Genomic DNA, 24,100 nt, shown 5'->3' with positions numbered 1-24,100 from the left:
AGCTATCAAGCCGGCCTCCACCTCCGAGCTTCCATGATCTGGATCAAGGACCTCACCCGAGCCAGCCAGTGATCACGACTCAATACGCGCCCTAGAAGCACTGACAGTCAACCCCCAGAGGTTTGCCATGCGTGACGACTTCCCTGATCTCGCCCGTCGGGCACTGAGGGACGCCGGATATTCCATGAAAGCCGCAGCACGGGAAACGCACTACGACCCGGCTTACCTGTCGCGTGTGCTGAATGGGAAACAGCGGCCGTCGGAAAATTTAGCTAACGCACTTGATCTTCTTGTTGGTGCTGGTGGCGCGCTGGCAGACACCCTGATCAAAGAGGAGGAATCAGAACGCGTCGCCCGTAGCGTTAAGAATCCGTCTCGACTGGATGCCGGAACGGTTGACGCTCTCGCTGGCGTGCTCGCCGCTTATCGCCGTCTAGACGACACAGCACCCCCGCGCAGCGTGATTCCGGCGACCATGGCACAAATGCGGGAAGTTACACAGATGCTCAAGGAAGCCCGGGGTCCGCACCGCGACCGGCTATCTGACGTAGCGTCAGAATGGGTCCAGTTCGCAGGATGGCTATTCGCGCAGACGCATGAATATCCTGATGGGGTGCGTCTGTTGAATGATGCTGTGGAACTTGCCGACGAGACCGGTAACGGAACCCTTGCCGCGCAAGCATTGAATTTCAAGGGATACATCGCCCGACAGCAGGGCCGCCCTCAAGGCATTGCCCGCTGGTTTGGGGCAGCAGCGAACACTCCCGGCGCACATCCCGCCCAGCGGATAGGCGACTATCTCCAGGCGGCGGCGGGGCTTGCTGAATTAGGCGATGCGGATGAAGCGTTGCGCACGGTCGAGCAAGCCGAACGGCTCATGGACAAAGCAGCAGCGCTCCCCCCTCCCGCAACGGCCTACTGGCTAACGCCTAGCTTCAATCGCCTGAACATGGGACTCGCCACGCTTGCGCTCGGAAGGTACAGCGAAGCAGCCGACCATCTGAGGAACGGTCTTGCTGGTCTGCCCGACGAACTGCGCGACGCCCCTTGGTCGTGGGAACACAAAGATGCACTACGCCGAGCGGTAGAAGCAGCCTGAAGAACGCAGAGACGCCCCATAGGCAGTCCGAAGGTCGCTATCATGCTGACATGGTGAAATGCTGTGAGTGCAATACAGGGTTCGACGTCGAGGACGCGCGAGCCGAGTACCACGCCGAGTACGGCGGAGAGCTCGATTACGACGAATATGGTCAAGGCTACTGCGGAAGTTGCGCCATTTCACAAGCCGAATCGAACATGAACCTTGGTCGCGCAATCGACATGATGAACGGCGAAGAAGACTACGATGATGACTTCGTGCAAAAGCACTTGTGAGTGAAAGGCATAAAAAAAGCCCCGTAGGCACCAGGTGTCTACGGGGCTTCATGATGCTGCCAGGGGATTAGAAGACGTCCGGAGCGCTCACAGCGTCGAACACATCGGCACCCGTCGGCACCCTTTTGGTATCGCGTGCATAGGCGAGACGGAACGTCAGAAAGAGCGGATGCGCCTCAGCCTCAGTACGCGAAAGAGAAGCGCGGGCAATCCGGTTCGCAAGTTCCGACGTCGTCGCCTTCAGGCTCACAGCTTCGCCCCCTTCTCATCCGTGCTCTTCAGCAGCGATGCGATAAGCGCATCAAGGTCGTCATCGCCTTCGCCGTTAACAGTCTTCGCGGCGTATCCCAGGGCGCTGAGCCAGGGACCGACGAAGCGTGCTAGCGGGTGCGCAACGTCGGCTTCACCGCGCCGCCCAGGAACAACCAACCCATCGGCAATGATGCGCGTGATGGCGGCGCGGTATAGCTCCCTGAGTGCTTCCCGGTCGTCTTCCGGCAGTGGAGCGCCCGACGTGGCTCCCAGGGGCTTACGGGGCGACTCAGCGGCCTTGCGGGACCGATACGCCTTATCGCGACAGGGCCGACAGCAGTATTCGGCGTGAGCCTTGCCCGCTGTGAATGCCGTTCCACAGACGGCACAGTTCTTAGTCATCGGTTCACCTTCAATCGCCCCAAGGAAGGGGCAGCGCGTAGCGTGCGTTTTTCGAGCTGGGGCCGGGATCGCCAGAGACCTCATTGCTGAACTTTCGCCCCGCATTCCCCTACCGCAAACCGAAACGCAAAGTGCAACCCCTTCACGATGAGGCTTTGACCTGCACTGATATTCCAGCCGGCGGGTACCTGACGCCTCATCAGATTTACGCCAGCAATCATCACGACGAGTGTGCTCGACCTACTCAACATGAGTGGGCTGAGCGCACTTACCGCAGCGCACAAACCATGCATCTCCGCGCTGTGCTGTGCGTCGCGTACCAGCGCGCACATAACCCGTGCGCCCGCAACGGGAACACACGCAAGGAAACACAGCAGGAAGTTCAGCGCGCCTCACTCGACCCTCAGCGCGAAGCCACAGGGGGCGCATATGCGTAGACCACTCGCTCAATCCCAGCGATACCCCCGGGGGTGCTTTCGGTGCGCGCAACTCGATAGACACCCCCCTACCCTTTTCGGCATCCTTTTGGTTGAGCAGGAACCCAAGGTGTGGCCCTTCAGCGTGGATTCCCCATTGCTGCGCAATGATGTATTCGACAAGGTCAGCAGGAAGCCGCACACGAACGCCGGAAGGGGCAGGCTTCCCATCAATGAGAAGACCTGCCCCGATCTCGACGTAGCTACGCGGCGTGCTATCCGTGAACAGTTCGCCGCTTCCCATTACGCAGCGGAAATAGTCATCTTGACGACAGCGGCAGCGTTCGGAACAGCAACGGCGGCGCGCATGATCGCACGGGCACCGATGCCGTCCTTGAAAAAGCCAGCGTCCGAAGAGGTCTCAAACGTCGCGTCCTTGCGGATGACTGCATAAAGCTCCGACGCGTCGTAAACAAGGATGGTGTTCGCGTCCACGTAGGGGGAAACCTTCACCGGAACGCCCAGGATGCTGCGGTTGACGCCGTCGGTACCGCTGCCCGCCCCAGCGCTCAGAAGCTGACGCCCGGTCGTGTCCTTGAGGCCGAGAAGCTGAGCCCAACGGGTCGGGTTCATTACCACGATCGACGGCACGGCCGAGACGTCCTCAAGCATTCCGAATGCCTCAGCGAACGGCGCAAGGTCGGCAGGCTCAGCAGTGAGCGCAAGAGTCTGGATGCCAGTCGTGTTGGCGATACCGGCGAACTTGTCGGTACCCGCCGTTCCGGTAAGTGCCTGCTTATCGAAGCCCAGAGCGAGAGTGCGGAGCATCGAGCGGCTAATGGCATTCAGGGAAACACCGTCGGAGTCGTTGACGAACTCACTCGACAGCATTTCAGCCGTGGCAATCTTCATCGGCTTCACAGTCAGAAGACCCGCTGCAAACCCCCCGGTCGGCAGGTCCGCAAGCTCACCCACAAACGCCGGAGTGAAGTCCGAAGTGACGACCGGGGTCTTCCACTCAGAAGCGTTGGTTGCAACTCGGTTTACGCCACTGGAAAGTACGACGGAGCTGGGGGCCATGAGGTCCACGAAGGTCTTCGAGAACTCGGCCGGGGTAAAGGACCCAGCGGTACCCGCAGAAGTCAGGTTGCGAGACTCAGCGAGCTTCGCGTGAAGGAGGTCGCCAGCAGATGCCTTGCGGCCAATGGCGGATCGCTCACTGGGCGACTTCATGGCGGACAGCGAAGCGGCACGCTCATGGTTGTGCGCGTCCAGCTCAGCGCGCTTCTCGTCCAGCTCCGCCCCGCGCTTCTCGCCGTCCGCCTCAGCGGTGCGAATGTCGGCACGAAGCTTGTCGGCGCGCTCGCTTTCGGCAATGGCCTTACGGGCAGCGTCAATGTCAACCTTGCTCATGTTTCCTCTTTCAAGTGCGCGAGCGCTTACGGTCGCGTCCGGGTATGCAGGGGTGTGAACGGGGCCAAGCTCAATGACCCGCATTGCGGTAACTGTGCGGTGCGGAATTTCTCCGCTGTAATCCCACTGGTCTTCGTCGCAGATGAACGTGAACGATGAGCCGTAAATATCGCCACGCTTCGTAAGCTCGTGAACGCTGCGGCCAAGCTCTGTATCCGGAAGGTCGACGTCGTAGCGGATTCCGGTCTTGTCCGGGGTCAGCGCAAGCGTGCCGGATCGAGTGCGGCCCAAGACGTTGTCCGGGTTGTGATTCCACGTCGCAAGCACGTCGTCACTTGCGTTGGTCCACGCGTCGTACGCTATGGATTCGGTGAACGCGCCGATTCGTGTAGGCGCATCGAAAACTACGGCATAGCCGCTGAGCTTTCGGCTCTCGTCAGTTCTAAGAGGCTGCGGTGCTGCACGTGTCTCAATGTCAGTCAATGGGTTCCCTTCCAACACGCTCGCCGTAAGTGAGCGGAATTTCTACATATCCGGTCGGCCGGACCGTGAATTTTTAGCTTGCGCGAATGCTTAGACCAACAAGCGCGACGCCTCGACGTTCACGCTTGGCCGTCGCTCCGTGACGAAGTAGCGCCTTCTTGAAAGCGAGCCGTGTCATTACTTCCGGGGCGGGAATCTGTTCCTCGCGACAGAAGTCCAAGTAGGTGGCGTAGGCATCGCTCAGCAGCACAGAGCAACTAGCGTCCACCTGAAAACAAGCCGTGAACCAATGGCGTTCAGCAAAGACGCTTACGCGCCGGAACACCACGGGCGGAAAGCCGGAGCCACTGTCTTCGTAGCTGCGTGCACAGCGGGCGCAGAAAGGCCACCAGTCCGTGTGTCGTGCGCTGTACCGCCGCATACGCGGGTCAAGGGTTGCGGATCTGGAGTTGTCCACCACCCAGCGGGAAGCGTTGTTGGTGCAGTGGATACAGCCGAAGTTCGTAGCTGGACCGTAGGCGGCTTCGACGGCAGTGAGCGCGTCGGCGTAAGCGTGGTCGGCAATCATCAAACGCCTACCCTTGCCGCACGCTCCGCACGGTAGAAAGCGGTCCGGCAACGCGGGGCGCAGAAACGCCGGGGACGCCCCTTACCGCCGTACCCGATATCAGCACCACAGTGCTCACACTCGGCGTATTCGCGGAGTTCTTCGGCTTCGTCGCGCGCATTGATTGCGTCCAGCCGCGTGCTTGCCTGGGCATCAACACAGTCATCATTCCGGTCGTTCTCGTCACACGACGTCTTGCTTTTCGACGTCACACTGATTCGCTCGCCACAAAGCGCGCAGGAAGCCTGTAGGGGAAGTCCCAGGTTCTTGCGCTCTTCCTCCCATTGGGCGATACGCCATGCGGAGGCGCGGCAGGCAGCGGAGCAATACCGCTCTTGACTCTCACCCAGTCGGCCCCCGCAGCGGGCGCACTGGATGGTGTGAAGTTCGTACGGCAAATGAGGCATGGCCGCGTAGCCCTTTCGTTGTCACAGAAACGAAAAAGCCCCCGGTGCGTAGGGAGTCCGCCTCAGTGCTGTGACCCACTGAGGATTTCTCGACCTACGCCCGGGGGCTTAGTCGTGCGCGCTTTCTGCTAGAGATAAGCCGTCCCGCGCGCTGGGGAGTCATGGGAGCGGGATTGGCTTACGCCGTCACAGACCCGCAGGAAGGGACGCCGTAACGTCCTCCTACTTACCTTGAAGGGAGTCGGTGACCAGGGCAGCGGAGAGGAGGTGTCGCGGAGCTGTGTTCTTAAAGTCCGTGACTGTGAACGCTTACCCCTAGTGCTATAGGTTTTCTTATTGATACATGGGAAGAGTTTGCATCATCTACTAAAAGAACAGGCCAGGTCGGCAGCCTGCCGCCTGCCCGCTGTGGTGACGCTGCGCCCCGAAGCCCCTGAGCGCTCCTCGCAGCCCCGCAGTGCCCCAGCGCCCCCGAACCCATAAAGGGCCGCCCAAGAGGCTCACAGCCCCTCAGACGGCCCTTAACGGTGCCCGTGTCTAGTACGTAGCGCCTGCCCGTCGCTCTTCGGCAATGAGCGCTTCAGTCTGGGAAATGGCCGCTAGATTCGCTGCCGCCGGATCATTGCGCACCCAGGCCGGACCCTCGTAATCGATCGCGACTCGCGCCGGGTTGAACCGCTTGGGTGCTCCGGGTGTTGTCGGGCGGACGACTACAACGGCACCCAGGTCGTTCAGAAGCTCTTTGCGGCCTTCATCCGTACGCCGCTGCCACTCAGCCGCAATGGTGCTCCCAGCGTCCACCCAGCGGCCTTCAGCGTGGTCGGCTTCCGTGCGCAATTCTCCCTGCCGCTTCTCCAGTGCGTTCAGTTGGGTAATGGCCATGCGTGCCGCCGTGCCGTTCGGTGCGAGCTGGGCAAGGTTCCCTGCAAGCCGCTCGATTTGGGTTGTGACTTCGCTGAGCTGAAGTACCGCGCTGCCGTCCGGCTCCGTCCAGCGCTGAAGAGCAATGCGGCCGAAGCGCTTCAGGTAATCGGCGGTGACAAGGTCGTCCAGCATTGGCGCAGTGATGACGTTGGGTCGGTGAGTTCCGAGCTTGCCGACTCCGTTCCGGCAAACGTAAGTCGAGTAGTCTTTGCCGTTGACCGCTCGGCGCTGCCGGTACATTGGTCCGTCGCATTCTGAGCACAGGGCGACGTGAAGAAGTAGGGCTTTACCCGTGCGCTCAGCGCCCCGACCCTTAGCCTTTCCGTCGAGAATCGCGCGCAGTGCGGACCACGTTTCGGCGTTGAGGATTTCGGGTCCGGCGCGAAGGGGTTTTCCTTCGGCGTCGAGAACGGGCTGATTTGTGAGCGCGCCCCGCTTCTTTCCGGGTACGGACTGGACAAGCCAGCCGCGAAGGGCGGACGTGTAGAGAACATCCCGCAGCGTTGTGGAGTGCCAACGCTGGGGAGTCTTCTTGCGTCCGTCGCGCCCTTCGCGTTCGTGGCTGAGCTTGCGCCCATCGCGCTGTCGTGCGTGGTCTGCTGGGGGCAAGGTTCCGCGTTCATTGAGTTCGCGGGTAAGGCCCGTCAGTGTGGCACCGTGGTTGATGAGCTTGTCGGCACATTCGCGGATGATCTTTGCGGCGTCTTTGTCAATGGTCCAACGCTTGTCGTTGATTGGTCCCGTCACGCTGTAGCCGTAGGGTGCCAATCCGCCCAGATGGTTGCCACGTGCCTTGAAGTGTTGCTTGCTGTCAGTGATGCGCGCCGTGATCATGTCGCGCTCGTACTCCGCGAACGCGGCCAGGACGTTGATGATGATGGAGGCGTTTTCCGGCGATACAACGCCGTCCGCCGTGACGACCGTTGAGTGAGTCGACTTCGCGGCGTCGAGAAGCCGCTGAAACTCCAGCACGCTTCGGGCGTACCGGTCGAGCTTTGCCGCAAGCACGTAGTCAACGCGCGGAAGCCACGACAGCACTTCGCGCATTCCGGGGCGGTCTTCGAGCTTGCTTGCACCGCTGACGTTCGTGTCCGTGGCGACGTGAACGACCTTCCATCCGCGCGCTTCGGCGTAGGCGCGGCAGATGGCAATGCGGTGGTCCGGCGCTTCCTCAGCAAACAAGCGGCTGAGTCGGTCATAGATGACGACGGTCTTCATGTCTTCCCTGAAGGGAGTCGGTGACCTACCCGCCATGGACGGTTAGGCCGGACACCCGGGAGGCTGCGGCACCGTCCACGCGAACGCCGCCGAGCACGTGCCCGCCCGGCTGGAAGCGCTCGGGACCGCCGCCGGCCTGGACCGGACCGCTCTGCACAGCCAGCTGGCGGCCGCGCTGTCGGTCGTCGTGCATCTCGTACGGGACCGGGCCGGACGGCGACGGATCGCCGACGTGCATGTCCTGGAACGGGACGCGGCCGGCCTGGTGTTCACCGTGCCTGCTCTGAGCTGGGGTGCCGACGGGTTCGTCCCGGAGCGGGGCCGGGCGCGGCTGGAGTCGCTGATCGGGGGTGCGCTGTGACGGGCAGCTCCGTGGGTTACGCGGCGCATGCGGCGGCCCTCTGCGCGGGCGCGGCCGTGTGGCTGGTCGCGATGCGGGAGCCTGGGGTCCGGCGGGCGCGGGTCCTGTTCGTGGAGGGTCCGGCCGAGCCGTGGCAGGCGTGGCGAGCGTGGCCGTTCCTGCTCAAGGCGCGGGAGCTGGTTGTGGAGCGGCGCGAGTGGTGGTGCGTCCCGGTGGCGGTGGTGCTGGCCGTGCTGGGGGCTTCGGTGCTGCCGCTGGTCGCCGGAGCGGTGGCAGTGCCGTTGGTACGGCGGTGGATGCGGGGTCGCGCCCGGCGACGGCAGTGCGAGCGGGCGGCGGACTCGGTGGCGGCGTTGTGCGCGGCCGTGGTCGGGGAGCTGCGGGCCGGCCAGGAGCCCGGCCAGGCCCTGCTGGCCGGGTTGAGGGAGTGCACGGCGGGCGGGGAACCGTGGGGCGGAGGCGGGCCGGGCGACGGGGCGTGGCTTGGGGACGCGGAGGCCGCTGTGCTCGCGGCCGCGCGCTTCGGGGGAGACGTGCCCGGGGCGCTGCGGCAGGCGGCCGCCGGGCCGGGGCTGGGGGGCCTGTCCGGGATGGCCGCGTGCTGGCGGGTGGCGGCGGACGGCGGAGCTGGTCTCGTGGCGGGCCTGGACCGTCTGGAGACGGCGTTACGGGCCGACCGGCGCAGACGGGAGGAGCTGCGGGCCCAGTTGGCGGGAGCCTGGTCGACCGTCGTGGTTCTGGCACTGCTGCCGGTGGCGGGTCTGGGGCTGGGCGCCGCGCTGGGAGCCGATCCGCTGCGGGTGCTGCTGCACACGCCGGGCGGGCTGTTCTGCCTGGCGGTGGGGGGCTTCCTGGAAGCGGCCGGACTCTTCTGGGCTTGCCGGATCGTGCGGGGAGGTCAGGCGCCATGAGCACGACGGGAGGAGTTCTCCACAGCCTGGGGATCCTGGGGGCGCTGTCGGGGGCGGCGATGCAGCTGGTACTCGCTGTGGCTGAGGGGCGCCGGAGCCGGCTGGTGCGTGGCCGGGGCGCACTGATCCTGGAGGCCGCACCGTCCGTAGGAACCGGCTGGTGGTCCCGAGCGGTGGTCGTACGGGCACGGAAGGACAGCGGTGCCCGATCGGGTGGTGATGTCCGGGCGGCCAGCGGTGCCAGTGCCGATGCCGGGGCTCGTGCCGGTGTCCTGCGGTGGGCCGCTCCGGTGGGGGCCTGGCTGGCCGGATGGATTCTGATCGGCGGCCTGGTGGGGTGTGCCGTCGGTGCGGTAGCGGCATACGGGACGTGGCGCCGGCAGCGTTCCCGGCCCCGGCCCGGTCCGGGCGAGTCCCGCGAGGAGCGGGCCGCGATCGCCGGACAGCTCCCTCTGGCCGCCGATCTGCTGGCGGCGTGCGTCGCCGTCGGCGCCGGGCCCCGCGAGGCGGCGGAGGCGGTCGGTGAGTCCATCGGCGGCCCGGTCGGCGACCGGCTTGCCCGGGTCGCTGCCGAGATCCGCCTCGGCGGGGAGCCCGCCGAGGCGTGGGGGCGATTCGGGGACATACCGGGCGCCGGACCGCTGGCCCGCTGTCTGCACCGCGCCGGATCGACCGGGGCCCCGGCGGCGGAGCAGGTCGCCAGGCTGGCCGAGACGATACGCGCCGAGCAGGCCGGTGCCGCTGTGGCTCGTGCCCAGCGCGCCGGGGTCCTGATCACCGCGCCGGTCGGACTGTGCTTCCTCCCCGCCTTCCTGGCGGTCGGGGTGGCGCCGGTGATCATCGGCTTGGCCGGCGCACTGCTGGCCACGGGCTAGGCCGGCGCACTCTTCGTTCACGGGCGCTCCGTTCGGACGCCTGATCGCTGTCGATGCCCATCGGGGGAACGAAATGAACAAGAAGTTCGAGGGAAGAACAGAGCTGACGGAGCGGATGGCAGAGGAGGGGCGAACGGAAGGAGAGCGGCGAGCGGTCGGCGCTCTCTGCCGCACACGGCCGTCGAGGCGATCGCCGGGCCGGTCGGCGGCGCCATGGGTCGCGCGGCGGACGGGGAGGCTGGGCCGGTCGTCCGACCGCGGGATGACCACCTCCGAGTACGCCGTGGGCACCATCGCCGCGTGCGCCTTCGCCGCCGTGCTCTACAAGGTGGTCAACAGCGGGCCGGTCATGTCGGCGATGCAGTCCATGATCGAGGGCGCCCTCGATGCGAAGTTCTGAGGCCGGGGCGGGACACCGCAGCATGCGTCGGATGCGGGACCGCGGGGCGGTGACGGCGGAGGCGGCTGTGGTGATCCCGGTGCTGGTGGCCTTCGCCATGGCGTTGCTCTGGGCGTTGGCGGCGGCCTCGGCCCAGATCCGGTGTGTGGACGCGGCACGGGCGGGGGCCCGGGCCGCGGCCCGTTCGGAGCCGGAGGCGGCGGTGCTGACGGCCGCGCGCGATGCCGCGCCGCGTGGTGCCCGGGTCGCGGTGGGGAAAGCAGGGGAGTTGTGGAGCGTAACGGTGGAGGCGCCCACTCCGGGCCCGGCGGCGCTGGCCCTGACGCTGCGTGCCGAGGCGGTTGCCCTGGCGGAGGACACGGTGGGAGGTGCTGTGCCATGAAGCGGACGGGCCCTGAAGCCCGCGGGCGTTGGCTGTGCCGCCGGGAGGAGGTCCGGCACCGGCTCCGGATGCGGCACCGGCTCCGGCTGCGGCTGCGGCTCCGGCTGCGGCTCCGGGACCGGCTCCGGCTCCGGATCCGTGCCCGGGCCGGGCGGACGGGTGGGGAGCGGCTTCGGGGAGTGGATCGGGGGGTGGCGACGGTGTGGGTGGCTGTCACCACCGTGGCCCTGTGTGGGGTGTTCGCCCTCGTGCTTGAGCTGGGGCAGGTCGTGACCGCACGCCACCGGGCGGGCAGTGCCGCGGACTTGGCGGCACTGGCAGCTGCGGACCGGGCGCTGGAAGGGCCGGGCGTCGCCTGCGAGGCGGCCCGGAGGGTGGCCGTGGCGCAGAAGGCGGTGCTCGTCCGTTGCTCGGTGCACGGGGAGATCGCCGATGTGGTCGCCCGGTCGAGCCTCGGGCGCTACGCGCCCGCCGTCAGGGCCCGGGCCGCCCCTCCGGCGGCTCCCCGTGCGGTGGCCGGCCGGTCGTCGTCCTTCGCTTCGGCCACGAGCCACGAGCCACCGCACGGCGTCAGCCGGTCGGCACGTTCGAGTGGCCCGCTGTGAGCATGACCTCCAGGCTCCCCGAGCGCCACCCCGGACGGCCCCCACGCCGCCGGCAGCTGGAGACTGAAGAGGGCGGAGGGCGAAGTTGCCTGTCAACAACGCGCTGTCCACCGGCGCTTCATTCCCGGCCGCCCAGGCGGTGAGACCTCCGCACAGCAGCAGGGCCGCGGTGTAGAGGAGTCCGTCCGTCACGATGACGCGCCAACGCGGGAGCGGCTGCAGGCAGCGGCGGGCGGCGGTCAGAGCCACGACGGCGACGACCGGGAAGACCAGCTCCCAGGGGTCTGCCGCTCTCAAGGCACTCCAGCCCTCGTGCCTGTCGGAGAAGGCCGTCAGAGCGAGCTCGACGCCCAGCCCGAGCAGCCAGGACACAACGGTCACGGTCAGCGCGTAGAAGAAGGGGCGCCGCGCCATGTCACAGCCGTGTCCACCCCTTTCGAGCAGGACTCCGGGTGGTGCCCCGCTCCCGGTTCATCGTCCCACCGAGAGGCGCGAAACTGTCTCTTCGGGCATAGCCCGAAGGGGACCCTCCTGAAGGGCAACGCGGCGTGTACCAAGCGGCCTTGGGCGCTTCGTATCGGCCGTGCCGATGTCAGAGGCGGGCGGTACGGTGGAAGCTGATCTCTGTCGTCACCAGGCCACGGGGGTCTGCTGGAGGGAGCGGGGATCAGGAAGGGCCGGAATGACCACACGGTCCGAGGCGGTGGAGACACCGTGTCCGTACCTGGGCACGGGGCACGACCCCAGGAGCGCTGCATGGCGGTTGGAGAGCCTCACCGACCGAGAGAGGGAAGTGCTTCTCCTGCTCGGTACGGGGCTGGGCAACAGACAGTTGGCGCAGGAGCTGGGTATAGCGGACAGGACGGTTAAGGCGCACATCGCGAACATCGTGGACAAGATCGGGCAGGAGACGCGGACACAGGCCGCGATCGTGTCAGCTCTGGCGCACGAAGTGCTGTGTGACGACCCGTCGTGTACCCGGCACCAAGGGGCGGCATCGGGCCGCCATCGGGGGCCTGCTGCCGTATGACGGCGCGGCTTGCGCCCGTTCCGTACCAGGGACGGGCGCAGGACCGGTCGGCCGATGCCGTCTTTCGGGCGGCGCCCCACGGGGCTGAGTCGTCCCAGCCCGCCCCGCCCCGGCGGGTCTCACTGCGACCGGACGCACTGCGAGGTCTGCGCGATCGGCGCGATGAGGGCCGAGAGCGCGACGAGGACCTCGTCGGGTGCCTTGGGGGAGTGAGTGACGGTGACTTCTGTGGCCGGGGTGCGGCCATAGGTGGTGATCACCTTCTTGGTGTCACTGGACCGCGCGGTGTCGATGACCCAGTCGACGCCGTCGGCCGAGAAGCAGGGGTCCGAGGTGGGCCCGATCTCGGCCACGCCGCAGCGCAGGATGATGTTGCTGTCACCCCAGAGTGCGACGCCGGCCAGCTTGGTGGCGTGCTTGGTGTGCCCTGCCAGTTTGCCGGGAGCGTTCTCCGTTATGCGCCCGCAATGGGCGTTGCCGGCCTGAGCACCCGGCCGGACGTTGTAGTGGGGCTCCTTGGTCATGACGAAGATCAGCACGGCGGCGACAGCCACGACTGCAGCGGTGAGGGGGAGGGTCGTGCGTTTGCTGGGCATGCTCGACAGTTCGTCTTCCCGCTCCGGGGAGGTGGTCGTGCGACACGTTATGGCATGAAGTGGGACGCGAAGAATGGGGGCCTCCTCCTTGCCCTTTGAGGCAATGCCCCTATGGGTGCCTCCCCAAGGGACCTGGTGTGGCCGGAGTTCATCTCAGGTCCGAGTGCTCAGCCTTTTGTTCCTGCATGGAGGGGGCCTCGATGCGCAAAGCAACCGGTTCGCTCGTACTGGTCGCGCTCACGGCAGGGTCGTTGACGGCCCTTTCCGCACCCGCACAAGCGGCGCCCCAGGCGAAGGACCCGTACGCGCACATTCGACTCGAGTGGGTCTGGGCGCCGGGCAACTGTCTCTCGATGGGCGGCAGCAAGAAGAACAATGCGCGCTCGTCCTGGCCAAGTGTGCCAAGAGCAGCAAGACGCAGCGATGGACGCTCAAGCGGCGCCACAAGAACAAGTCGGTGTTCATCATCAAGAACGACAAGTCCGGGAAGTGCCTGGTCGTCGGCGCCAAGGGCCGGCTGATACAGAGCACCTGCAAGTCGGCGAAGAAGAGCCACCAGTGCACGCTGGGCAGCTCGAAGATCTGCGACAAGTCGGCGGGCAAGGCCATCGCCTCCAAGTCCACGAGCGCCGGTCCGTACCCGTATCCGGAGCAGCTCAGCGATTCGAGCAAGGCCCGCGGTCGCCGGGAACGGGGCCTGTCCTGGCGAGAAGGACGGACGCACCTTCAGTACGGGGGTCCGCAATTCTCCCCGAGGCCGGTTTCTTTCCCGGGCCGGTCTTTGCGCCGGGACCGGACCGCTGCCTGCGCCCCCACCGGTGTGCAGGGCTGGGAGGTGGCGGTGGCATCATCGGCGAGCGTGAGAACGCCACGAGCCTCAACTGCGGCCATCCTCCTGCTCGCTGCGCTGGTGGGGTGCTCGGCACCCTCTCCGCCGGTGGACGACGCCCGCGGGCCCGGACCGCTGAAGTCCTTCGCCCCTGCCGACCGGCCGGCGATGCCGGAGTTGGCGGGGAAGCGCGTGGACGGCGGCGGCCGGGTCAGCCTGAAGGAGCTGCGGGGCAAGGTCGTCGTGGTCAACGCCTGGGCCTCGTGGTGCGGCCCGTGCCGTGCGGAGGCTCCCGGCCTCTCCCGGGTGCACGAGGAACTGCAGGCCAAGGGCCTGCGGGTGGTCGGGGTCAACGCGGATGTCGCGGTCGAGGCGGCGCGTTCCTTCGAGAAGGACACGGCGCTCGTGTATCCGAGCCTGCACGACCCGCAGGGGCGGCAGCTTCTCCGCCTTCCGAAGGGCGTGGTCAGCACCGCCGGCTACCCGTTCACGATCGTCGTCGACCCGAAGGGGCGGATCGCGGCGGCGCGGATCGGGGCGATCGGCGAGACGGAGCTGAAGGAGCTGGTCACGCCGCTGTTGCCGTCCTGATCGGTGCTGCCACCCTGACCTGTGCTGTGCCGTTCTGACCCGTCAGGTCTCGGGCTGGTCCTCCGTCTGCGGCTTTGGCGGCGCACCCCTGAGGAGTTCGGTGAGGAGCCGTACGGCGCCGCGTTTGTGCAGGGGCTCGTTGCCGTTGCCGCATTTGGGGGACTGGATGCAGGACGGGCAGCCCGCCTCGCACTCGCACGAGGCGATGGCTTCCCGGGTCGCGGTCAGCCACGTACGGGCGGTGTGGAAGGCCCGCTCGGCGAATCCGGCGCCGCCCGGGTGGCCGTCGTAGACGAAGACCGTCGGCAGCAGGGTGTCGGGGTGCAGCGGTATCGAGACGCCGCCGATGTCCCAGCGGTCGCAGGTGGCGAAGAGCGGGAGCAGGCCGATCGACGCGTGCTCGGCCGCGTGGAGCGCGCCGCCGAGGATCTCCGGGTTGATGCGGGCGGCGTCGAGCTGGTCCTCGGTGACCGTCCACCAGACGGCGCGGGTGCGCAGGGTGCGGGGAGGCAGGTCGAGCTTGGTCTCGCCCAGGACCTCGCCGGTCATCAGTCTGCGGCGGAGGAAGGAGACGACCTGGTTGGTGACCTCGACGGACCCGTAGCAGAGCCGCCCTTGACCCCACGGGATCTCGGTGTCGGTCTCCAGGACGGAGATGGCCGTGGTGTCGCGGGCGACGGTGGAGTACGGGGGGTCGGCCTGCTCGACCAGGGCGACGGAGTCCTCCAGGTCCAGCTTCCGGACCAGATGGGTGCGGCCCTGGTGGAGATGGACGGCGCCCTCGTGAACGGCGGTGTGGGCGGCGGCCGCGTCGACCGTGCCCAGCAGACGGCCGGTGCCCTCCTCGACGATCTGGACGGGGCGGCCGCCCCCGCCCCGGATGTCCGTGAGGTCGGCGGCCCGTTCGCGGCGGGTCCAGTGCCAGCCCGATGCCCGCCTGCGCAGCAGCTTCGCGGCCTCCAGCTGCGGCAGCAGCTCGGGCACGGCGGGGCCGAAGAGGGCGATGTCGGGCTCGGTGAGGGGCAGCTCGGCGGCCGCGGCGCACAGGTGGGGGGCCAGGACGTAGGGGTTGTCCGGGTCCAGCACGGTCGACTCCACGGGCTGGCGGAACAGCGCCTCGGGGTGGTGCACCAGATAGGTGTCCAGCGGGTCGTCCCGGGCGACCAGTACGGCCAGGGAGCCCTGCCCCGACCGGCCGGCGCGGCCCGCCTGCTGCCAGAGGGAGGCCCGGGTTCCCGGGTAGCCGCAGATGACGACGGCGTCGAGGCCCGAGACGTCGATGCCGAGTTCGAGGGCGGTGGTGGCCGCCAGGCCGAGGAGCTCGCCGGAGTGCAGGGCCCGCTCGAGGGCGCGGCGTTCCTCCGGGAGGTAGCCGCCGCGGTAGGCGGCGACCCGCTTCGGCAGGGAGCGGTCCACCTCCGCGAGACGTTCCTTGGCGATGACCGAGATCAGCTCGGCGCCACGCCGGGAGCGTACGAAGGCGACCGAGCGCACGCCCTGGACGGTCAGGTCGGTGAGCAGGTCGGCGGTCTCGGCCGTGGCGGTACGGCGCACGGGGGCGCCCTTCTCGCCGTGCAGGTCGGTCAGCGGCGGCTCCCAGAGGGCGAAGACCAGCTCGCCGCGCGGGGAGGCGTCGTCGGACACCTCCGTGACCGGCAGGCCCGTCAGGCGTCCGGCGGCGACCGAGGGCTCCGCCGCGGTGGCGGAGGCGAGCAGGAACACCGGGTCGGCCCCGTAGCGGGCGCAGAGGCGGCGCAGCCGGCGCAGGACCTGGGCCACGTGGGAGCCGAAGACGCCCCGGTAGGTGTGGCACTCGTCGATCACGACGAAGCGCAGCGCGCGCAGGAAGGAGGACCAGCGGGGGTGGGACGGCAGGATCCCGCGGTGCAGCATGTCGGGGTTCGTCAGGACGTAGTTCGCGTACTGGCGCACCCATTCGCGTTCCTCGACCGGGGTGTCGCCGTCGTAGACCGCGGGCCGGACGGCGTTGCCGAGTGGGGCCGCCAGGGACTTCACCGAGCGCCGCTGGTCGGCGGCCAGGGCCTTGGTGGGGGCGAGGTACAGGGCGGTTGCCCCGCGGCCGTTGGGGGCCTCTGAGCCCTCCAGCAGGGTGCTGAGGACCGGGGCGAGGTAGGCGAGCGACTTGCCGGACGCCGTACCGGTGGCGATCACGACCGATTCGCCGTCCAGCGCGTGCTCGGCGGCGGCCGCCTGGTGGGCCCACGGATGGTCGATTCCGGCTTTTTCGATCGCCGAGATCACTTCTGGCCGGATGCGATCCGGCCAGATGGCATGGGTTCCCGATCTAGGGGGCAAGTGCTCCGTATGAGTGATGCGCGCGGCCCGGCCCGCCCCTGTGGCGAGCCGGTCGAGGATCATGGCGGGAGAGGGGCGCATGTCCCCACTCTCGGGTGGTCGTCCGGGACGGTGATTCTTGGCCATCGGCACCGAGTGTGTCACTGGCGTGACGGACAATGGTCCCAAGGCGTCGTGCATGGCTGCTGGTAAGTGATTGAATGCCATCGCGGCTGGCGATCCGTCCCCTGGCCTCCGTCGGGGAGACCGAGGGGCGACCGCTCGATAGCAAGGTGCTGGAGGATCCGTGGACCTGTCCCTGTCGACTCGCAATGTGTCCGGGCCTGGTGGCGACCGTACGGTCGTCGAGGTCGGTGGCGAGATTGATGTGTATACCGCGCCCAAGCTGCGCGAGCAGTTGGTCGAGTTGGTGAATGACGGCAGCTACCACCTGGTTGTCGACATGGAAGGTGTCGACTTCCTCGACTCCACCGGCCTCGGCGTGCTCGTGGGCGGCTTGAAGCGTGTCCGGGCCCATGAGGGCTCGTTGCGCCTGGTCTGCAACCAGGAGCGCATTCTCAAGATCTTCCGGATCACGGGCCTGACCAAGGTGTTCCCGATTCACACCACGGTCGACGAGGCTGTCGCCGCCACCGACTGAGGTCGGCTTCGACCGGCCTTCGGGCCGGTCGTCAGGCAGTGAACAAACCGACAGCGGCAGCAACCAGGCCGTGACGGGCAGGCGGTCGACCTCCGGGTCGGCTGTCGGCTTTGTCGATCTCGTCGGTTTCCGGAGGAGGAGAGCAGAGGTGCCGGGCTTTGGCCCGGGACCTCTGACGCGTACGCCCGAACGTTCCAGGGGGATCGCATGGCCACCGTTGAACTCCGCTTCAGTGCCCAGCCTGAACATGTCAGGACGGCCCGCCTGGTGGCGGCCGCCGTGGCGCGCCGGGCCGGCGTCGACGAGGCGGTGCTCGACGAAGTCAGGCTCGCCGTCGGAGAGGCGTGCAGCCGTGCTGTGGGGCTGCACCGCAGCCACGGCATCACCGCGCCGGTCAGTGTGGTGCTGACCGAGGAGGAGAAGGCGTTCTCCATCGAGGTCGGGGACGGCGTTCCCGACCCCGGGAGCGACCCCGCCACGCCCGGAGCGCGCGGTGGTGCGTCCGGAGGCCCGGACGAGCCCGAGAGCGACGGCGGCGAGGACGAGATGGGCCTCGCGGTCATCAGTGGTCTCGTCGACGAGGTGGAGGTCCGGTCCGGTGCGGACGGCGGAACCATCCGTATGAGCTGGCCGACGGCCCTCGCCGCGGTGCGCCCCTGAGGTCTGCCGTCCCGGGCGACGTGTGACGTGGACCTGCGCCATCCCGTACGGCGTGGCGTGGACCTGTGCCTTTCCGTACGGCGCCGGCGTGCGTCACCTTGTACGGCGTAAGCGTGTTCCCTGCTGTTCGGCGTGAGGCTGTTCCCTCCCGTACGGCCTAAGCGTGCGCCACCTCGTACGACGTAAGCGTGTCCACCCGTACGGCGGCATGGTGGTGTCGGCGGCGTGCCGCTTTTCCCGAGGCTCTGCTGAGCAGGCCCTTTCCTGCGTGTCCTCTTACGGCTTCCCCTGCGTAATGCGCCTGCTCCGTTACTGCATTCGGGGAAACACCTCCGTCGATCTTTCGGCGTTGGGGGGAGCGCGATCAATTCTCTTCCCGACCACTGTTTTGATCAGGTTCCGCTCCCTACAATCCGTCCACGTCTTGAGCGCTGAGCGTCAAGGAGGACGTATGGCGGAGTTCTTCACCACCCCAATGGCTGCACCGGCCGCACCGACGCGGGAATCCGCACTTTCCGACGGGCCCGTCTCCCTCGCGGCGGCGGTCCTCACCGACGACAACCGGCTGATCGTCATCATCGTGGCGGTCGTCGCCGTCGCCGCGCTCATCGTCGCCCGGCTACTGGTACGCCAGGTCCTGTCAGCCGGCGAGGGCACCGAACGGATGAAGGAGATCGCCGCGGCGATCCAGGAGGGCGCCAACGCCTATCTGACCCGCCAGCTGCGCACGGTCGGCGTTTTCGCCGTGATCGTGTTCTTCCTGCTGCTGTTGTTGCCGGCCGACAACTGGTCGCAACGTGCGGGGCGTTCGCTCTTCTTCCTGGTGGGTGCGCTTTTCTCGGCGGCGACCGGATACATCGGTATGCGGCTGGCCGTACGGAGCAATGTGCGCGTGGCCGCCGCCGCGCGTGAGGCGACTTCGGGGGAGGGCGAACCGGAAAAGGATCTCACCACCGTCTCGCACCGGGCGATGAAAATCGCCTTCCGTACCGGTGGTGTGGTCGGAATGATCACGGTGGGGCTCGGGCTGCTGGGCGCCTCCTGTGTGGTGCTCGTCTACGCGGCCGACGCGCCCAAGGTGCTGGAGGGCTTTGGCCTCGGCGCTGCGCTGATCGCCATGTTCATGAGGGTCGGTGGCGGCATCTTCACCAAGGCCGCCGATGTGGGCGCCGACCTCGTCGGCAAGGTGGAGCAGGGCATCCCGGAGGACGACCCGCGCAACGCCGCCACCATCGCGGACAACGTGGGCGACAACGTCGGTGACTGCGCGGGCATGGCCGCAGACCTCTTCGAGTCGTACGCCGTGACGCTCGTCGCCGCGCTCATCCTCGGCATGGCCGCCTTCGGCGACTCCGGCCTCGCCTTCCCCCTGATGGTTCCCGCGATCGGTGTCGTCACCGCGATGATCGGGATCTTCGCGGTCGCCCCGCGCCGCGCCGATCGCAGTGGGATGACAGCGATCAACCGGGGCTTCTTCATCTCCGCCGTGGTCTCGCTCGTCCTGGTGGCGGTGGCCGCGTTCGTCTATCTGCCGTCCTCGTACGCCGAGCTGACCGGGGTCACCGACGAGGCGATCACCACGCACGGTGGCGATCCGCGGGTCTTCGCCCTGGTCGCGGTGGCCATCGGCATCGTTCTCGCCGCGCTGATCCAGCAGCTCACCGGCTACTTCACCGAGACCGAGCGCCGCCCCGTCCAGGACATCGGGAAGTCCTCGCTGACCGGCCCGGCGACCGTGGTGCTGGCCGGTATCTCCATCGGCCTGGAGTCGGCCGTCTACACCGCGCTGCTGATCGGCCTCGGCGTCTACGGGGCGTTCCTGCTCGGCGGTACGTCGATCATGCTGGCCCTCTTCGCGGTGGCGCTCGCCGGGACCGGGCTGCTCACCACGGTCGGTGTCATCGTCGCCATGGACACCTTCGGCCCGGTCTCCGACAACGCCCAGGGCATCGCCGAGATGTCCGGTGACGTGACCGGCGCCGGGGCCCAGGTGCTCACCGACCTGGACGCCGTCGGCAACACCACCAAGGCCATCACCAAGGGCATCGCCATCGCCACCGCCGTCCTGGCGGCGGCCGCGCTCTTCGGCTCCTACCGTGACGCCATCGCCACGGCGGTCGCCGACGTGGGAGCCGGGGCGGGGGAGCTGGGACTGAGCCTGGACATCTCGCAGCCCAACAACCTCGTCGGTCTGATCCTCGGTGCGGCGGTCGTCTTCCTCTTCTCCGGGCTCGCCATCAACGCGGTCTCCCGCTCCGCCGGAGCCGTGGTCTACGAGGTCCGGCGGCAGTTCCGCGAGCACCCCGGGATCATGGACTACACGGAGAAGCCGGAGTACGGCCGCGTGGTCGACATCTGCACCAAGGACGCCCTGCGCGAGCTGGCCACGCCCGGCCTGCTCGCGGTCCTGGCGCCGATCGCGGTCGGGTTCAGCCTCGGCGTCGGCGCACTCGGCTCGTACCTGGCGGGCGCCATCGCCACCGGCACCCTGATGGCGGTCTTCCTCGCCAACTCCGGCGGGGCCTGGGACAACGCCAAGAAGCTCGTCGAGGACGGGCACTACGGCGGCAAGGGCAGCGACGCGCACGCCGCCACCGTGATCGGTGACACGGTCGGCGACCCGTTCAAGGACACGGCGGGCCCGGCGATCAACCCGCTCCTGAAGGTGATGAACCTGGTGGCGCTGCTCATCGCCCCAGCGGTGGTGCAGTTCAGCTACGGGGCGGACGCGAACCCCTGGATCCGGGCGGTGGTGGCCGTCTTCGCCATCGTGGTCATCGTCGGCGCGGTCTACGTGTCCAAGCGGCGCGGAATCGCCGTCGGCGACGACGACAGCGGTGCGCCGGACGGCGGCGGTCCGCCGCTCCCGTCACCGGACCCTGCGGTGGCCCCGTAGCACCGCGGTACCGGGTGACCTGTCGTCACCGTGCGTTCGGGCGGTGCGTGTTGACGTACCGCCCGCCCGTGCCGCTGGGCGGGGCCGGTGGTCGAGCCCCGTCGTCCTGATGGGTTACCGAACGGGTGTTGGAATCCACGCACGAGTGGCGTCTCCCTCATTTCCTTGGTGCAAATGGCTTCAAAAGGAGGTACATCGGATGCCTGGCACCCGGATGGAGCCCTCTTGGCGTGTAAGTTCCGGGGCCGAGAGCCTTGGAAGGGACCCATCCGGTGAACAAGAAGCTTGCAGCCGCACTGTCCGGCGGTGCGGTACTCGTACTGACGCTGTCGGGTTGCAGCGACGACAGCGACGACAAGGTGAACGACTGGGCCAAGAAGGTCTGCGACCAGGTCCAGCCGCAGCTGCAGAAGATCGCCAACGCCAACGCCTCCATCCAGCAGCAGACCGCTGACAACAGCAAGCCCGCCGACGTCCAGAAGACGGACTCGGCCGCCTTCCAGCAGATCTCCCAGGCCTACAAGTCGCTGGGCACGGCCGTGGACTCGGCCGGTCCGCCGCCGGTCGACGACGGTGAGACCACGCAGAAGGAGGCCGTGAAGGAGCTCAACGCCTCCGCTACGGCGTACGCGGGTCTGAAGACCAAGGTCGACGCCCTCGAGACCAAGGACCAGGCGAAGTTCGCCGACGGCCTCAAGGGCATCGCCGAAGAGCTGAACAAGATCAGCACCAGCGGTGACCAGGCGCTGAAGAAGCTCCAGTCCGGTGAGGTCGGCGCCGCGATGTCGAAGCAGAAGGGCTGCCAGAAGCCGGCACCTTCGACCGGGCCCGCCAGCCCGGGGGGATCCGCGGCGCCGGATGCGGGCGCGACGGCGACCCCCTCGGCGTCGGCCTCGGCCTCGGCCTCGGAGGAGAAGAAGGCGTAGCCCGCCGGCAGGGCGGGAGGTCTCAGGACCGCGAGAACGGCCTCCGCGCAGCGGCGGGGACAGCCGCGAGAACGGCCTCCGCGCAGCGGCGGGGACAGCCGCGAGAACGGCCTCCGCGCAGCGGCGGGGACAGCCGCGAGAACGGCCTCCGTGCAGCGGCCCGGACACCCGGTGGGTGGCCGGGCCGCTGCCGTTGTCGGTGGGACCCGACACAATGGTCGTGTGAGTAAGACCAGCCTTCCCGCACCCGACCACACCGCCGGCCTCCGCGAGGCGCTGCTCGCCGCCGCCTTCACCGCCGACGGCCTCCTCGACCGGCTCGGCGCAGCCGCCTATGCCGCGCTCGCCCGCAGCGAGACCGTGCCCGCCCTCCGCGCCACCCGGGGCGTGTCGCCGCTCGACACGCTGGTGCGGCTGTTCCTCCTCCAGCGCCCCGTCCCCCGGGAGCAGGCCCGCGCCGCCCTCCCGCTGGAGGAGTGCGTCCAGGACGGCTGGGTGAGCGTCGAGGACGGCCTGGTCCGCGCCACCGTCGACGTACGGCCCTACGGTGGACCGGACGGTGAGGACTGGTTCATCGTCTCCGACCTGGGCTGCGCGGTCGGTGGCGCGGGCGGGATCGGCTCGCACGAGGAGGGCGTCGTCCTCGGCGTCGGCGGGGCCTCCACCACCCTCGCAGGCGTCACCGTGCGTACGCCTGTGGCCTCGGCTCTCGACCTCGGTACGGGCTCCGGCATCCAGGCGCTGCACGCCGCCCAGCACGCCACCCGCGTCACCGCGACGGACCTCAACCCCCGCGCCCTGGAGTGCACCCGGCTCACACTCGCCCTCTCCGGCGCCGCCCCGGCCGACCTCCGCGAGGGCTCCCTCTTCGAGCCGGTCGGCACGGAGACCTTCGACCTGATCGTCTCCAACCCGCCCTTCGTCATCTCGCCCGGTGCCCGCCTCACCTACCGGGACGGCGGCATGGGCGGCGACGACCTCTGCCGCACCCTGGTCCAGCAGGCGGGGGGCCACCTGAACGAGGGGGGATACGCCCAGTTCCTCGCCAACTGGCAGCACGTGGAGGGCGAGGAGTGGCAGGACCGGCTGCGCTCCTGGGTGCCCGCCGGGTGCGACGCCTGGATCGTGCAGCGCGAGGTTCAGGACGTCACGCAGTACGCCGAGCTGTGGCTGCGCGACAGCGGCGACCACCGCGGCGACCCGGAGGCGTACGCCGAGCGGTACGAGGCGTGGCTCGACGAGTTCGAGGCGCGCGGGACCACGTCCGTCGGCTTCGGCTGGATCACCCTGCGCAGGTCCGCCGCCGCGGCCGCGGGGCGCCCGTCGATCGTCGTCGAGGAGTGGCCGCACGCCGTGCAGCAGCCGCTGGGCCGGGCCGTCGAGGACCACTTCGCCCGCCAGGACTATCTGCGCGACCAGGACGACGCCGCCCTGCTCGCCGGGCACTTCACCCTCGCCGCCGAGGTGGTGCAGGAGCAGGTAGGCCTGCCCGGCGCGGAGGATCCCGAGCATGTGGTGCTGCGCCAGCACCGCGGGATGATGCGAGCGACGAAGGTGGACGCGGTGGGCGCCGGGTTCGCCGGGGTGTGCGACGGTTCGCTGCCCGCAGGGCGGATCCTGGACGCCATCGCCCAGCTGATGTCCGAGGACCCGGTGCTCCTGCGCGACCGCACCCCGCAGGCGATCCGGCTGCTGGTCGAGGAGGGCTTCCTGGAGCCGGTGCAGGCGCCGAGGCCGGGGGCCGTTCCCCCAGCGCCCTCCGCCTGATCCTCGTCGGCAGAGCCCTCTCGTACCGGGCCCTGTCCATGGTGGCGATCTCCGACGAACGCCGGTACGGCACCCTCGGAGCCGTCCTCCTCAGCCCTCGCCACCGGACTCCGTTCTGGATCGGCGGGGCTCTGCCCTATGTCCTCGACAGCCTCCTCATCAGCGCCTTGACGCTCACCGCCGCGTCCCTCCTGCTCGGCCTGCCGATTCCGCTCGGCGCCCTGCCGGGGCTCACGGCGGCGCTCCTGGCGGCCGCCGCCGGGTGCCCGGCGTTCGGGCCGGCGCTCCTTGCCGTGTACGAGAGGGGCGGCCAGGGCCGCTCGGCCCCTGACGTCATGTGACGGCCTCGGTACTCCCGGTGGGTGCGCGCTGTTCACCCGGGGTTCGTGTCGGCGACGCCCCGGGGTGGCAGCCTCCCCCATGACCGAGCGGTACGACCGGCTCGAGCGGTACGACAGGGTCGAGGGGTACGACATGGAGAGCGTCGCAGCAGTCTTCGCCGGCACGGCCTTCGCGGCGTTCGGCGTCGGGCTCCTCGTCTGGACCGGGGCGCGCGCCCTGCACCGTGCGCCGGTGCTGCACGGTGTGAGCCCCGTCGCCTCCACCGCACTCACGACACTTTTCGGCGTAGTTTTCCTGGTCCTCGGCGTGTGGTGCTTCACGCTCGTCTGATCCCCGCCTGAGCCGGGGCCGCGCCCGGGTCGAGGGGGTGCCCGAAGGGCTCCGCGACCGCCCCGGAAAAGCCGCAGGCCCGGACTTCGCGCGGCGCGGACCCGACGGTCCGGGCGGCAGGAATGGCGGAAGTCGGGTTACCGTTCG

Annotated in this window: 22 protein-coding genes and 1 pseudogene; 17 read left to right on the top strand and 6 right to left on the bottom strand. The window is 68.3% G+C overall.

Annotated elements, in window-relative coordinates; genetic code table 11:
- Window positions 1-127: 127 nt before the first annotated feature.
- Window positions 128-1,099, top strand: a complete 972-nt coding sequence (locus tag ABZ154_RS24560; RefSeq protein WP_356835953.1) for a helix-turn-helix transcriptional regulator — start codon at window positions 128-130, stop codon at window positions 1,097-1,099.
- Between the two features lie 50 nt (window positions 1,100-1,149).
- Window positions 1,150-1,374, top strand: a complete 225-nt coding sequence (locus ABZ154_RS24555) for a hypothetical protein (RefSeq protein WP_356835951.1) — start codon at window positions 1,150-1,152, stop codon at window positions 1,372-1,374.
- Window positions 1,375-1,441: 67 nt separating this feature from the next.
- Here the strand turns inward: ABZ154_RS24555 and ABZ154_RS24550 are convergent, their stop codons facing one another.
- The 4 genes from ABZ154_RS24550 to ABZ154_RS24535 form a co-directional block, all read right to left on the bottom strand.
- The gene (locus ABZ154_RS24550; RefSeq protein WP_356835949.1) at window positions 1,442-1,624 is read right to left on the bottom strand and encodes a hypothetical protein; all 183 of its coding nucleotides are present in this window, start codon (window positions 1,622-1,624) and stop codon (window positions 1,442-1,444) included.
- Window positions 1,621-2,028, bottom strand: coding sequence for a hypothetical protein (locus ABZ154_RS24545; protein WP_356835947.1), 408 nt, complete (start codon window positions 2,026-2,028; stop codon window positions 1,621-1,623). Before ABZ154_RS24545 ends, ABZ154_RS24550 begins: the two co-directional genes overlap by 4 nt.
- 719 nt (window positions 2,029-2,747) lie before the next feature.
- A complete protein-coding gene (locus tag ABZ154_RS24540) occupies window positions 2,748-4,340 on the bottom strand; it encodes a phage major capsid protein (protein ID WP_356835945.1) in 1,593 nt (530 codons plus the stop codon).
- Window positions 4,341-5,891: 1,551 nt separating this feature from the next.
- Window positions 5,892-7,496, bottom strand: a complete 1,605-nt coding sequence (locus tag ABZ154_RS24535; protein WP_356835943.1) for a recombinase family protein — start codon at window positions 7,494-7,496, stop codon at window positions 5,892-5,894.
- Window positions 7,497-7,545: 49 nt separating this feature from the next.
- On the opposite strand from ABZ154_RS24535, the pseudogene ABZ154_RS24530 reads away from it, so the two are divergent.
- The 7 genes and pseudogenes from ABZ154_RS24530 to ABZ154_RS24500 form a co-directional block, all read left to right on the top strand.
- Window positions 7,546-7,857, top strand: a pseudogene (locus ABZ154_RS24530) (ATPase, T2SS/T4P/T4SS family); the annotation flags it as partial.
- Window positions 7,854-8,768: a type II secretion system F family protein gene (locus ABZ154_RS24525; RefSeq protein WP_356835941.1), complete on the top strand. Its 915-nt coding sequence runs from the start codon at window positions 7,854-7,856 to the stop codon at window positions 8,766-8,768. The pseudogene ABZ154_RS24530 and the gene ABZ154_RS24525, both read left to right, overlap by 4 nt.
- The gene (locus tag ABZ154_RS24520) at window positions 8,765-9,643 is read left to right on the top strand and encodes a type II secretion system F family protein (RefSeq protein ID WP_356835939.1); all 879 of its coding nucleotides are present in this window, start codon (window positions 8,765-8,767) and stop codon (window positions 9,641-9,643) included. Before ABZ154_RS24525 ends, ABZ154_RS24520 begins: the two co-directional genes overlap by 4 nt.
- 115 nt (window positions 9,644-9,758) lie before the next feature.
- A complete protein-coding gene (locus ABZ154_RS24515) occupies window positions 9,759-10,043 on the top strand; it encodes a DUF4244 domain-containing protein (protein WP_356835959.1) in 285 nt (94 codons plus the stop codon).
- Window positions 10,044-10,074: 31 nt separating this feature from the next.
- Entirely contained in the window at window positions 10,075-10,425 is a 351-nt protein-coding gene (locus ABZ154_RS24510) for a TadE family type IV pilus minor pilin (RefSeq protein WP_356835937.1), read from the top strand.
- 191 nt (window positions 10,426-10,616) lie between these two features.
- Window positions 10,617-11,030 carry an Rv3654c family TadE-like protein gene (locus tag ABZ154_RS24505; protein WP_356835935.1) on the top strand — a complete coding sequence of 138 codons (414 nt, stop codon included), beginning with the start codon at window positions 10,617-10,619 and terminating at the stop codon, window positions 11,028-11,030.
- Window positions 11,031-11,619: 589 nt separating this feature from the next.
- Entirely contained in the window at window positions 11,620-12,060 is a 441-nt protein-coding gene (locus tag ABZ154_RS24500; protein WP_356835957.1) for a helix-turn-helix transcriptional regulator, read from the top strand.
- Between the two features lie 119 nt (window positions 12,061-12,179).
- Here the strand turns inward: ABZ154_RS24500 and ABZ154_RS24495 are convergent, their stop codons facing one another.
- Window positions 12,180-12,656, bottom strand: a complete 477-nt coding sequence (locus tag ABZ154_RS24495; protein WP_356835933.1) for a DUF3515 family protein — start codon at window positions 12,654-12,656, stop codon at window positions 12,180-12,182.
- Window positions 12,657-12,978: 322 nt separating this feature from the next.
- On the opposite strand from ABZ154_RS24495, the gene ABZ154_RS24490 reads away from it, so the two are divergent.
- A complete protein-coding gene (locus ABZ154_RS24490; RefSeq protein ID WP_356835931.1) occupies window positions 12,979-14,076 on the top strand; it encodes a redoxin domain-containing protein in 1,098 nt (365 codons plus the stop codon).
- A 42-nt stretch (window positions 14,077-14,118) separates the two neighbouring features.
- Here ABZ154_RS24490 and ABZ154_RS24485 read toward each other — a convergent pair whose 3' ends face one another.
- Window positions 14,119-16,599: a DEAD/DEAH box helicase gene (locus tag ABZ154_RS24485; RefSeq protein WP_356835929.1), complete on the bottom strand. Its 2,481-nt coding sequence runs from the start codon at window positions 16,597-16,599 to the stop codon at window positions 14,119-14,121.
- 79 nt (window positions 16,600-16,678) lie between these two features.
- Here ABZ154_RS24485 and ABZ154_RS24480 point away from each other — a divergent pair, with 79 nt between their 5' ends.
- From ABZ154_RS24480 to ABZ154_RS24450, 7 genes are all read left to right on the top strand, one after another.
- Window positions 16,679-17,032, top strand: a complete 354-nt coding sequence (locus ABZ154_RS24480) for an STAS domain-containing protein (protein ID WP_003967428.1) — start codon at window positions 16,679-16,681, stop codon at window positions 17,030-17,032.
- 207 nt (window positions 17,033-17,239) lie between these two features.
- A complete protein-coding gene (locus ABZ154_RS24475; protein ID WP_356835927.1) occupies window positions 17,240-17,692 on the top strand; it encodes an ATP-binding protein in 453 nt (150 codons plus the stop codon).
- A gap of 451 nt (window positions 17,693-18,143) precedes the next feature.
- Complete coding sequence (locus ABZ154_RS24470; protein WP_356835925.1) at window positions 18,144-20,588, top strand: sodium-translocating pyrophosphatase; 2,445 nt, start codon at window positions 18,144-18,146, stop codon at window positions 20,586-20,588.
- Between the two features lie 272 nt (window positions 20,589-20,860).
- Window positions 20,861-21,514 carry a small secreted protein gene (locus ABZ154_RS24465; protein ID WP_356835923.1) on the top strand — a complete coding sequence of 218 codons (654 nt, stop codon included), beginning with the start codon at window positions 20,861-20,863 and terminating at the stop codon, window positions 21,512-21,514.
- A 222-nt stretch (window positions 21,515-21,736) separates the two neighbouring features.
- On the top strand, window positions 21,737-23,281 hold the full coding sequence (locus ABZ154_RS24460; protein ID WP_356835921.1) for a methyltransferase: 1,545 nt from the start codon (window positions 21,737-21,739) through the stop codon (window positions 23,279-23,281).
- A gap of 38 nt (window positions 23,282-23,319) precedes the next feature.
- Window positions 23,320-23,622 (top strand): hypothetical protein, encoded by a 303-nt coding sequence (locus tag ABZ154_RS24455; protein ID WP_356835919.1) that lies wholly within the window; start codon window positions 23,320-23,322, stop codon window positions 23,620-23,622.
- A gap of 133 nt (window positions 23,623-23,755) precedes the next feature.
- Window positions 23,756-23,953 (top strand): hypothetical protein, encoded by a 198-nt coding sequence (locus ABZ154_RS24450; protein ID WP_356835955.1) that lies wholly within the window; start codon window positions 23,756-23,758, stop codon window positions 23,951-23,953.
- The last annotated feature ends 147 nt before the right edge of the window (window positions 23,954-24,100 follow it).

Source organism: Streptomyces sp. NPDC006261, from assembly GCF_040613515.1.
Lineage (GTDB): Bacteria > Actinomycetota > Actinomycetes > Streptomycetales > Streptomycetaceae > Streptomyces.
The sequence above is the reverse complement of the archived record's forward strand: the minus strand, read 5'-3'. Positions and strand labels throughout refer to the sequence as shown.

Bases quoted from the DNA above. Each gene is read 5' to 3' on its own strand.
- ABZ154_RS24560 (WP_356835953.1), top strand. From the start codon at position 128: ATGCGTGACGACTTCCCTGATCTCGCCCGTCGGGCACTGAGGGACGCC.
- ABZ154_RS24555 (WP_356835951.1), top strand. From the start codon at position 1,150: ATGGTGAAATGCTGTGAGTGCAATACAGGGTTCGACGTCGAGGACGCG.
- ABZ154_RS24545 (WP_356835947.1), bottom strand. From the start codon at position 2,028: ATGACTAAGAACTGTGCCGTCTGTGGAACGGCATTCACAGCGGGCAAG.
- ABZ154_RS24535 (WP_356835943.1), bottom strand. From the start codon at position 7,496: ATGAAGACCGTCGTCATCTATGACCGACTCAGCCGCTTGTTTGCTGAG.
- ABZ154_RS24520 (WP_356835939.1), top strand. From the start codon at position 8,765: ATGAGCACGACGGGAGGAGTTCTCCACAGCCTGGGGATCCTGGGGGCG.
- ABZ154_RS24515 (WP_356835959.1), top strand. From the start codon at position 9,759: ATGGCAGAGGAGGGGCGAACGGAAGGAGAGCGGCGAGCGGTCGGCGCT.
- ABZ154_RS24510 (WP_356835937.1), top strand. From the start codon at position 10,075: ATGCGGGACCGCGGGGCGGTGACGGCGGAGGCGGCTGTGGTGATCCCG.
- ABZ154_RS24500 (WP_356835957.1), top strand. From the start codon at position 11,620: ATGTCAGAGGCGGGCGGTACGGTGGAAGCTGATCTCTGTCGTCACCAG.
- ABZ154_RS24495 (WP_356835933.1), bottom strand. From the start codon at position 12,656: ATGCCCAGCAAACGCACGACCCTCCCCCTCACCGCTGCAGTCGTGGCT.
- ABZ154_RS24485 (WP_356835929.1), bottom strand. From the start codon at position 16,599: ATGGCATTCAATCACTTACCAGCAGCCATGCACGACGCCTTGGGACCA.
- ABZ154_RS24475 (WP_356835927.1), top strand. From the start codon at position 17,240: ATGGCCACCGTTGAACTCCGCTTCAGTGCCCAGCCTGAACATGTCAGG.
- ABZ154_RS24470 (WP_356835925.1), top strand. From the start codon at position 18,144: ATGGCGGAGTTCTTCACCACCCCAATGGCTGCACCGGCCGCACCGACG.
- ABZ154_RS24455 (WP_356835919.1), top strand. From the start codon at position 23,320: ATGGTGGCGATCTCCGACGAACGCCGGTACGGCACCCTCGGAGCCGTC.
- ABZ154_RS24450 (WP_356835955.1), top strand. From the start codon at position 23,756: ATGGAGAGCGTCGCAGCAGTCTTCGCCGGCACGGCCTTCGCGGCGTTC.